General features: G+C 45.3%; 8 protein-coding genes and 1 pseudogene. 6 read left to right on the plus strand and 3 right to left on the minus strand.

The window, feature by feature from the left end; genetic code table 11:
• Positions 1 to 133 precede the first annotated feature (133 nt).
• From P7J58_RS06430 to P7J58_RS06440, 3 genes are read left to right on the plus strand one after another with little or no spacing between them, the layout of a single operon-like run.
• Entirely contained in the window at positions 134 to 835 is a 702-nt protein-coding gene (locus P7J58_RS06430) for an AzlC family ABC transporter permease (protein ID WP_408555947.1), read from the plus strand.
• The gene (locus P7J58_RS06435) at positions 822 to 1145 is read left to right on the plus strand and encodes an AzlD domain-containing protein (protein WP_408555946.1); all 324 of its coding nucleotides are present in this window, start codon (positions 822 to 824) and stop codon (positions 1143 to 1145) included. Before P7J58_RS06430 ends, P7J58_RS06435 begins: the two co-directional genes overlap by 14 nt.
• A gap of 9 nt (positions 1146 to 1154) precedes the next feature.
• Positions 1155 to 2177 (plus strand): YeiH family protein, encoded by a 1023-nt coding sequence (locus P7J58_RS06440; protein ID WP_408555945.1) that lies wholly within the window; start codon positions 1155 to 1157, stop codon positions 2175 to 2177.
• A 247-nt stretch (positions 2178 to 2424) separates the two neighbouring features.
• Here P7J58_RS06440 and P7J58_RS06445 read toward each other — a convergent pair whose 3' ends face one another.
• From P7J58_RS06445 to P7J58_RS06455, 3 genes are all read right to left on the minus strand, one after another.
• Positions 2425 to 4047, minus strand: a complete 1623-nt coding sequence (locus P7J58_RS06445) for a hypothetical protein (RefSeq protein WP_408555944.1) — start codon at positions 4045 to 4047, stop codon at positions 2425 to 2427.
• 9 nt (positions 4048 to 4056) lie between these two features.
• Positions 4057 to 4755, minus strand: coding sequence for an ATP-binding cassette domain-containing protein (locus tag P7J58_RS06450; RefSeq protein ID WP_408555943.1), 699 nt, complete (start codon positions 4753 to 4755; stop codon positions 4057 to 4059).
• A gap of 413 nt (positions 4756 to 5168) precedes the next feature.
• Positions 5169 to 6344 (minus strand): NAD(P)/FAD-dependent oxidoreductase, encoded by a 1176-nt coding sequence (locus P7J58_RS06455; RefSeq protein ID WP_408555942.1) that lies wholly within the window; start codon positions 6342 to 6344, stop codon positions 5169 to 5171.
• A gap of 176 nt (positions 6345 to 6520) precedes the next feature.
• Here P7J58_RS06455 and P7J58_RS06460 point away from each other — a divergent pair, with 176 nt between their 5' ends.
• The 3 genes and pseudogenes from P7J58_RS06460 to P7J58_RS06470 all read left to right on the plus strand — a co-directional run bounded on the left by P7J58_RS06460 (position 6521) and on the right by P7J58_RS06470 (position 7645).
• Positions 6521 to 6721: a family 1 glycosylhydrolase gene (locus tag P7J58_RS06460; RefSeq protein WP_408555941.1), complete on the plus strand. Its 201-nt coding sequence runs from the start codon at positions 6521 to 6523 to the stop codon at positions 6719 to 6721.
• Positions 6643 to 6981, plus strand: a pseudogene (locus tag P7J58_RS06465) (family 1 glycosylhydrolase); the annotation flags it as partial. The gene P7J58_RS06460 and the pseudogene P7J58_RS06465, both read left to right, overlap by 79 nt.
• A 169-nt stretch (positions 6982 to 7150) precedes the next feature.
• Positions 7151 to 7645: a DUF536 domain-containing protein gene (locus tag P7J58_RS06470; protein ID WP_012774919.1), complete on the plus strand. Its 495-nt coding sequence runs from the start codon at positions 7151 to 7153 to the stop codon at positions 7643 to 7645.
• Positions 7646 to 7769: the final 124 nt, after the last annotated feature.

Raw genomic sequence — 7769 nt, forward strand, 5'->3', positions numbered from 1 at the left:
CGTGTAAATAGAAAAAGGTTCCAGAGTCGACAGGACTTTGGAGCCTTTTTCAATACACTTTGTTATTGGGCGGTTACGTTGTAATGTGAGAAAATGAGAGAATACTTTTTACGAATTATTAAGGAGATATGGAATGAAGGAACATGCTTTTCGTGAGGGCTTGCGGGATGCTATTTCCACAGCTCTGGGCTATGCCAGTATCGGTCTAGCCTGCGGAGTGGTTTCGGTCAATTCAGGCATTTCTGCAGTGGAAATGGCTTTGATGAGCCTCTTGGTCTATGCAGGGAGTGCCCAATTTGTCATGTGTGCCATGACTTTGGCAGGTGCTCCCTTGTTGTCGATTGCGGTGACGGTTTTCTTTGTCAACCTGCGGAATTTTCTCATGTGCTTGCACACGACGACCATTTTTAAGGGCAACAGTCTGGGCTCCAACATCTTGATTGGCTCATTTTTAACAGATGAATCCTATGCGGTTCTCTTGCGGAAACACATTGAGGAAAAGCAGATTGCCCCTAGTTGGATGTACGGCAACAACTTTGCTGGCTATGCTTCTTGGGTTATCTTTACCACTCTGGGCAATCTCATCGGTGGTTTAATTCCAAATCCTGAGCAGTTTGGCTTGGATTTTGCCTTGGTTGCCATGTTTGTCGGCATTTTCTCAGGGCAGTTGGAGGCTATGGCTCGGACTATTCCTTTGAAAAAAATCGGTTTGATTTTGCTGGCGGTTGGTCTAGCCTATGTCGGCCTGTCTGTGCTGGTATCGTCCTATGTGGCGGTGCTTCTGGCGACGCTCTTAGGTTGTTTTGTGGGGGTGATGATTGATGATAAAAACTAGTATTCTACTGATTATTCTGGCGGCAGCCCTAGTGACCTGGGTACCACGCGTCCTGCCTTTTGTACTGACGCAGAACAAATCCCTGCCACCTCGCATGGTCAAGTTCCTCAGCTTTCTACCGATTACCATTATCTTTGCCCTGACCCTGTCCAGCATCATGGACGAAGAGGTGGGCACACTCCCCAGCCTTCTTCCCGTCGAAAGTCTGGCCCTCATTCCGACCTTTTTGGTGGTCTTGAGGACCAAAAACATCCTCCTCGCAGTAGTAGTTGGCGTCTTGACGACAGCTGCTCTCCGCTTGATTTTCTAGGAGGGGCTTATGGTTAAGGAAAATGCCAGAGGTGTGGTACTTTGTCTAGTCTTGGCTGGAATAAGCTGGTGCTTAGGAAGTTGGTTTTCAGTAGTGGGTGGGCCTGTTTTTGCCCTTCTAATCGGGATAAGCCTGCACTCTTACATTTCAAGGAAAAATGCGTTTCAGCCAGGCTTGACCTTTACCTCTAAGAAGATTTTGCAGTATGCGGTGATTTGTTTGGGATTTGGACTAAACTTATCTGCGGTCTTGGCAGTCGGTCGCCAATCTCTACCGATTATTCTGTCAACCATCAGTATTGCCTTGTTTTTGGCATTTCTGATGTGGAAATGGTTGTCCATTTCATCTCATCTAGCGACCTTGATTGGTGTAGGGACCTCTATCTGTGGAGGGTCAGCCATTGCGGCGACAGCTCCCATTATTCAGGCAGATGATGAGGATGTGGCACAAGCTATCTCGGTCATCTTTCTCTTTAATGTCTTGGCGGCCTTGGTCTTTCCAACTTTAGCAACCTGGCTTGGTTTTTCGACCGATTCGGGTCAGGCCTTTGGGATGTTCGCCGGAACGGCGGTCAATGATACCTCGTCGGTCACCGCTACAGCAACCATCTGGGACAGCCTCTACGGACTGGGCAGTCAGACCTTGGACACGGCTGTGACGGTCAAGCTGACGCGGACTCTGGCCATTATTCCCATTACGTCGGTTTTGGCGATATGGCAGGCTCGAGGGAAGGGGGAGCAGGCAGACAAGAAGTCCCTCTTGGCAGGTTTTCCAACCTTCATTCTGTACTTTATCCTAGCCAGTTTGGTGACAAGTCTTGCAGGTCACTTTGGACTGGGTGCGGACATTTTTACTCCGCTCAAAACCCTGTCCAAGTTTCTCATTTGTATGGCCATGACAGCCATTGGCTTGCGGACCAATGTGCTTGCTTTGGTGAAAAATGGCAGAGCAGCTCTTTTTGTTGGACTAGTTTGCTGGCTAGGCGTGACCCTGTTGACACTGGTTGGGCAGGCGATTTTGGGGATTTGGTAAATATAGTCTTTTAGTTTACTTTTAGTACTCGCTCCAACTATCTGGGAGATAGTTGGAGACTGGGGATAAAGTGAACTATGTTCACATCAAAAGCCGCAGACATAACTGAAGTTAGGCAAGGCGAGTTCAAACAATCCAGTGGAGTGTTTGAAGTTGGAAATAAGGAAACGGAGTTTCCTCTTGCGTCGAAGTAATAAAAGAGAAACTAAATGACGAGAAAACAGCCTTCTCTTGCGAGAGGCTGTTTTTATGCTTTCAATCTAAAAGTCTGCGGGGCTTTTTTCAGCAAAATCCAGTAACCGATGCTGACATAGGCAATCATAGTCAGAGAAATGAGTAGGATGTACAAGTGACTGCCAAGCTCCAGCTTGATATTGAGGTAGGCTACCCAGTAGAGGGCACCACTGAGAAATTTATAGACTGGGTTGACCACCTCCATATCCTTTGTAAAGGGCTGGAGGATGTAGTAGATAAAAAGGTCGTGGAAGGAGAAGAGAGCTGTCAAACTCAGCAGAAGCAGAGCAGTTAGAAGAATGGTTTCCAAGCTGAGAGCAAACCGCCACAGGATCAGGATTACCAAAAAGAGGCTGGTCGCAAAGATGAGATTGAGCTTGCAGGTTTGCAAAAATCGGTAGTTAAAACCAGCGATAATGGTCTTAGCCTCACGATAAAAAGGATAGTGAAGCATGGAAATATCGCAGTTAACAAAGACCATCTGAGCCACCACCTTGCCCGACGAAGCTACATACATAATCATGAAGGAAAGCGGTAAGAATTGGAGCAAGTAGTCTTCCGTAAAGGTAAACGGCTCTAAAAAGTAACGAATCCCCTCCAGGGCTGCCAAAATGACTACTAGTGCCAAGACCCAGTCCCGCACCTTCTTATAGAGGACTTTTTTGTAGCGGTCAAATAGCAGAGCGTTTAGGTAGGTCATGCCAGACAGGTGGGACAGGTCCTTTCCTGTTTCCATATTCAGTTTTGCCTGCATCTGCAACCCTTGTCGGGTGTATTCATTGCCCTTGGTCATCTCAACAATTTTCTTGTCCATTTGTAAGGACTCGTCCATGCAGTAAGAAAGATAGTCAAGGTGGTTGGTTTGTCTTTTCAAATAATGGTAGCTAAACCAAATCAAAAATGGTTGGACAAGCAGGATAGGAATTAGCATACCTAAGGAGAGCTGATGACGGAAGACAATAGCCAGAACATATAAAACAAAAACAAATGCGAGCCATAGCCAAGCATGCCAAGAATTGCGACGGGTTAACATACGGTGTTCAAAGAACCAACGATTGAGAGCATGACCAGTCAGGTGACCTGCTAGTACGGTCATCATGCCGACAGGAAAGACCAACCATTGATTTGTCATTAGGCAAAAAATAACTAGGGCTGGAAGATAGTAAACAGTAGTCAGGATAGGTTCGATAAAGAGTTGACTTTGCAGAAATGTAGATTGTGATAGACCGAAGTTCTGCATAAATTCTCTATCTGCTTTCGAGATAACAGGGTCTAAGCCCTTCCCCAAACGATAGTTTAGTCCGACAAACAAAAACCAGAACATAAAGCCAAGGAGCCAAGTGTTTGGAAGAATAATCCAAAAGGTCGGTTCCCCGGTAGCTAGGATATTCATCCAGAAAGAAGCATGATAGAAATGAAAAACCAACCAGAAGCCCTTGGTCAAAAAGCGACTGGGGATGGATAGGATGTGCAGGACCAAAAAGAGACCAGACTTAAAACTGTAAGACTTGAAAATACTCTCTGGAATGCTCTTTCCCACAAGTGGCAGTTTCCGTAGATAGTAGAAAAATCCGTTGACGGAGCGATGGAGGGCATACTTTTCCCGATACCAAAAATAACGTAGAATGGTTTTCATAGGCTCCTCCTAATCTGTTGTCAGCAAGGCAACCACTTCCTGTTCGAAGTCAGGGTCGTGGAGTTTGTCGCTTGGAACAGCCTGCAATTCTTGGTGATGGAGCAAAACAATCTCATCACATAGGTCTTGTGCTAATTGGAGGATGTGGGTGGAAAATATAATGACGGAATCCTTCTTAGCCTCCCGAATCAGCTGTTTAAACTCGTGGGCAGCCACAGGATCAAAGGACGTCAGAGGTTCATCCAAGAGCAGGACAGGTGGCTGGACAATCAAAGACAGAAGCAACTGGACCTTGTTCTGCATACCGTGGGAAAAATCCTTGAGCAGGCGATGCTGGTCTTCTTCCCCGATACCGACCAAGTTTAGCCATTCTTCTGGACTGCGAGTAGATTTGAGTTTGTCCTTATGAATGTCCATATAGAAACGGACAAACTCATAGGCCGTCATAAAAGCAGGTAATTGTGGATAGGTCTGGGTAAAACCGATGTCCGTATTATCGTAGTCAAATGTTTCTTCTCCTTTTACAAACTGAATCGAGCCACTATCTAGGGTCAGATTACGGGCAATGCAGTTAAACAAGGTTGTCTTACCAGCCCCGTTCCGTCCCAGCAAGCCGTAAATCTTGCCTTGTTCAAATTGAAAGCTGGCATCCTCCAGAATAATCTTGTGGTCAAATTTTTTAGAAATAGCAGACAGTTTCAGTTGCATAGCCAATCTCCTTTTGTTATATTGTTATAAATATATCATACACTAATAAACAAAAAAATTCAAGCATATTTTTGCTTGAATTTTCAGTCATGAAATAATTAGTAGTGTACTACTCAAAGGAAATCGAACTCAGACTAGCTCCAAAGGTTCGGGGAACCTTTGGAGGTTGGATATAAGGCGAACAAAGTTCGCTACAAAAAGGTTCGGGGAACCTTTGGAGGTTGGAGATAAGGCGAACAAAGTTCGCTACAAAAAGGTTCGGGGAACCTTTGGAGGTTGGAGATAGGGCGAACGTAGTTCGTGACACTAGATGTAGATAGAACGCTGCTACCTTTTATTTTCGGGTAGCAGGCTGTAAAGCTCCACTGGAGCTTTACACTCATCAAATCAAGTCAACAAGGTCTGAGTTTGATTTACGAAGAATAGGAACTCCCTGCCACCCAGCCAGTTGCAAGACAGTAAGTAATGTTAAAGCCACCGGTATGGGCGTTGATGTCCAAGACTTCCCCTGCAAAGTGGAGGCCAGGGACTTTCTTGCTTTCCAAGGTTTTTGGATTGATTTCCTTGAGGTCAACGCCACCCTTGGTCACAAAGGATTTGGCTAGGGACATCTTGCCTGTAATCTTGATAGGTAAGGCTTTGAGGAGGGTGACCAGTTCAGTCAGGTCTTTTTGGGAAACTTGTTTGACCTTACGGTCATAATTCTCAGCGAAAAAGTCTGCTAGGCGGTCTGGCATGAGTTCTCTGAGGGCATTCTTGACGGATTTTTCCCTGTTGATTTCTAAATGCTCAAACAGGTCTTTGTCAGAATGGGTCGGCAGAGCATCGAGAAATGCGGTTTCGCCGCCTTTGACAAAACTAGACAGACGAAGGGCAGCAGGCCCCGACAGGCCAAAGTGGGTAAAGAGCAGGTCGTGGGTGATGACGTGCTTGCCGTAGGTCAGGGTGACGTCGTCCAGGGAAATGCCTTGGAGCTTCTTGTGGGGGAAGTCGGTCAAAACAGGGCTTTCAGCGGCCTCAATCTCCGTGACTTCCAGCTTGAAGTGGCGGGCAATGTCGTGACCAAAGCCAGTCGAGCCAGTAGAAGGATAGGTCTTGCCGCCGGTGGTGACAATCAGCTGGGGTGCTGTAAAGGTCTCCTCGCTGGTCTTGACATGGAAGAGGTCGTCAATCTTGCGGACGGAAACCACTTCAGTCCCTGTACGGATGTCCACGCCATTTTCCAGCATCTTCATCTCCAGACACTTGATAATGGTCTGGGAACGGTCGGTGGTCGGAAAGACACGGCCGTGGTCCTCGACTTTGAGCTTGACCCCATTTTCCTGAAAGAAATTCATAATGTCGTGGTTGTCAAACTGAGAAAAGACGCTGTATAGAAAGCGGCCATTTCCGGGAATGCCAGCCAGTAGGTCTTCCAAGGTACCGTTGTTAGTCACATTGCAACGTCCGCCACCTGTGCCAGACAGTTTCTTGCCCAAACGCTTGTTTTTTTCGAGGAGCAGGGTCTTCTTGCCGTAAAAGCTGGAAGAAATCGCAGCCATCATGCCGGCTGGCCCCGCTCCGATAATAATGGTATCTACTGTATTCATGCCTTTATTGTATCATATTTTCATCAAGAAAGTAGTTTGAGTCTTTGCTATGATTTGTGGAGTTTTTCCTTGAGATAGCAGAGGACGATTTCGGAGCGAAGGGAGTATAATGAAACTGAGGAAGTCGAGTTTTATTAGATGTCCAATCTGTAAATTAAAGGAAAATAGGTGGCAGCATGGCAGGCGAGCAAAGAGAGTATCGTTTTCCAGAAGGTTTTTTGTGGGGGTCTTCTACTTCAGGTCCTCAAAGTGAAGGAAGCGTAGCTGGTGATGGAAAAGGGTGGAATAACTGGGATTATGGGAAATTTATGAAGAAGGGCTGTACGACATTGCCAAAAATATCCAGGAGAACTATGGGAATATCGAATGGTTGGTAACTGAGAACGGCATGATTCAGGATGACTATCGGATTAACTTCATGGAAGACCATTTGATTCAGCTCCATCGAGGTATTGATGAAGGGGCGAACTGTAAGGGCTATATGGTCTGGACATTTATTGACTGCTGGTCTTGGTTAAATGCCTATAAAAACCGATACGGTTTGGTCTCACTTGACCTCCAAACTCAGAAGCGTACCGTCAAAAAATCTGGATATTGGTTCAAGCAAGTGAGTGCTAAAAATGGTTTTATTAGATAGAATGTATATTTCGTTTCTACATAACATTGCATTGAGATAGGATGCTTTTGAGGTTTGTGATTATCCACTAATGCTTGGTAAGAAAATTCCCCTAGATTTGACAGGGATAGGGTTCTGTGGTAATATTTTAATGATACAAACTATGAGAAATGTAAGTACCGAGGATATTATGGGAATCGAAAAAACAGTCAGTGAGTTAGCTGAAATTTTAGGAGTGAGCCGGCAGGCTATGAATAATCGTGTCAAATCACTTCCTGAAGAATTTGTAGATAAAAATGACAAGGGTGTGACCGTTGTAAACCGTGCTGGCTTGATTAAGTTGGAGGAAATCTACAAAACAACCATTTTTGAAGATGAGCCGATTAGCGATGAAGTCAAGCATCGTGAATTGATGGAAATTTTAGTTGACGAGAAAAATGCTGAAATCATCCGCTTATATAGTCAATTAAAAGCCAAAGATAAGCAACTTGCCGAAAAAGATGAACAACTCAAGGTCAAAGATGTGCAGATTGCTGAGAAGGATAAACAGTTGGATCAGCAACAGCAATTGACACTAAAAGCTATGGCTGATAAGGAAGTTCTCAAGTTGGAATTGGACGAAGTTAAAGCACAGGCAGAAGAAGTGCAAGCTAAAGGCTTCTTTGCACGTTTGTTTGGGAAATAAAAAGGTCCGGGGGACCTTTTTATCATGAGCTTGAAAACAAGAGAGCGAATAAAGGTCCGGGGGACCTTTTTATCATGAGCTTGGAAACAAGAGAGCGAATAAAGGTCTGGGGGAGTGAAACAGT

Origin of the sequence: Streptococcus suis (assembly GCF_046032535.1) — a bacterium.
Lineage (GTDB): Bacteria > Bacillota > Bacilli > Lactobacillales > Streptococcaceae > Streptococcus > Streptococcus suis_AK.

Excerpts from the sequence above, each read along its gene's own strand:
- P7J58_RS06430 (WP_408555947.1), top strand. The coding sequence starts at position 134 with ATGAAGGAACATGCTTTTCGTGAGGGCTTGCGGGATGCTATTTCCACA.
- P7J58_RS06450 (WP_408555943.1), bottom strand. The coding sequence starts at position 4,755 with ATGCAACTGAAACTGTCTGCTATTTCTAAAAAATTTGACCACAAGATT.
- P7J58_RS06435 (WP_408555946.1), top strand. The coding sequence starts at position 822 with ATGATAAAAACTAGTATTCTACTGATTATTCTGGCGGCAGCCCTAGTG.
- P7J58_RS06445 (WP_408555944.1), bottom strand. The coding sequence starts at position 4,047 with ATGAAAACCATTCTACGTTATTTTTGGTATCGGGAAAAGTATGCCCTC.
- P7J58_RS06470 (WP_012774919.1), top strand. The coding sequence starts at position 7,151 with ATGGGAATCGAAAAAACAGTCAGTGAGTTAGCTGAAATTTTAGGAGTG.
- P7J58_RS06455 (WP_408555942.1), bottom strand. The coding sequence starts at position 6,344 with ATGAATACAGTAGATACCATTATTATCGGAGCGGGGCCAGCCGGCATG.
- P7J58_RS06440 (WP_408555945.1), top strand. The coding sequence starts at position 1,155 with ATGGTTAAGGAAAATGCCAGAGGTGTGGTACTTTGTCTAGTCTTGGCT.
- P7J58_RS06460 (WP_408555941.1), top strand. The coding sequence starts at position 6,521 with ATGGCAGGCGAGCAAAGAGAGTATCGTTTTCCAGAAGGTTTTTTGTGG.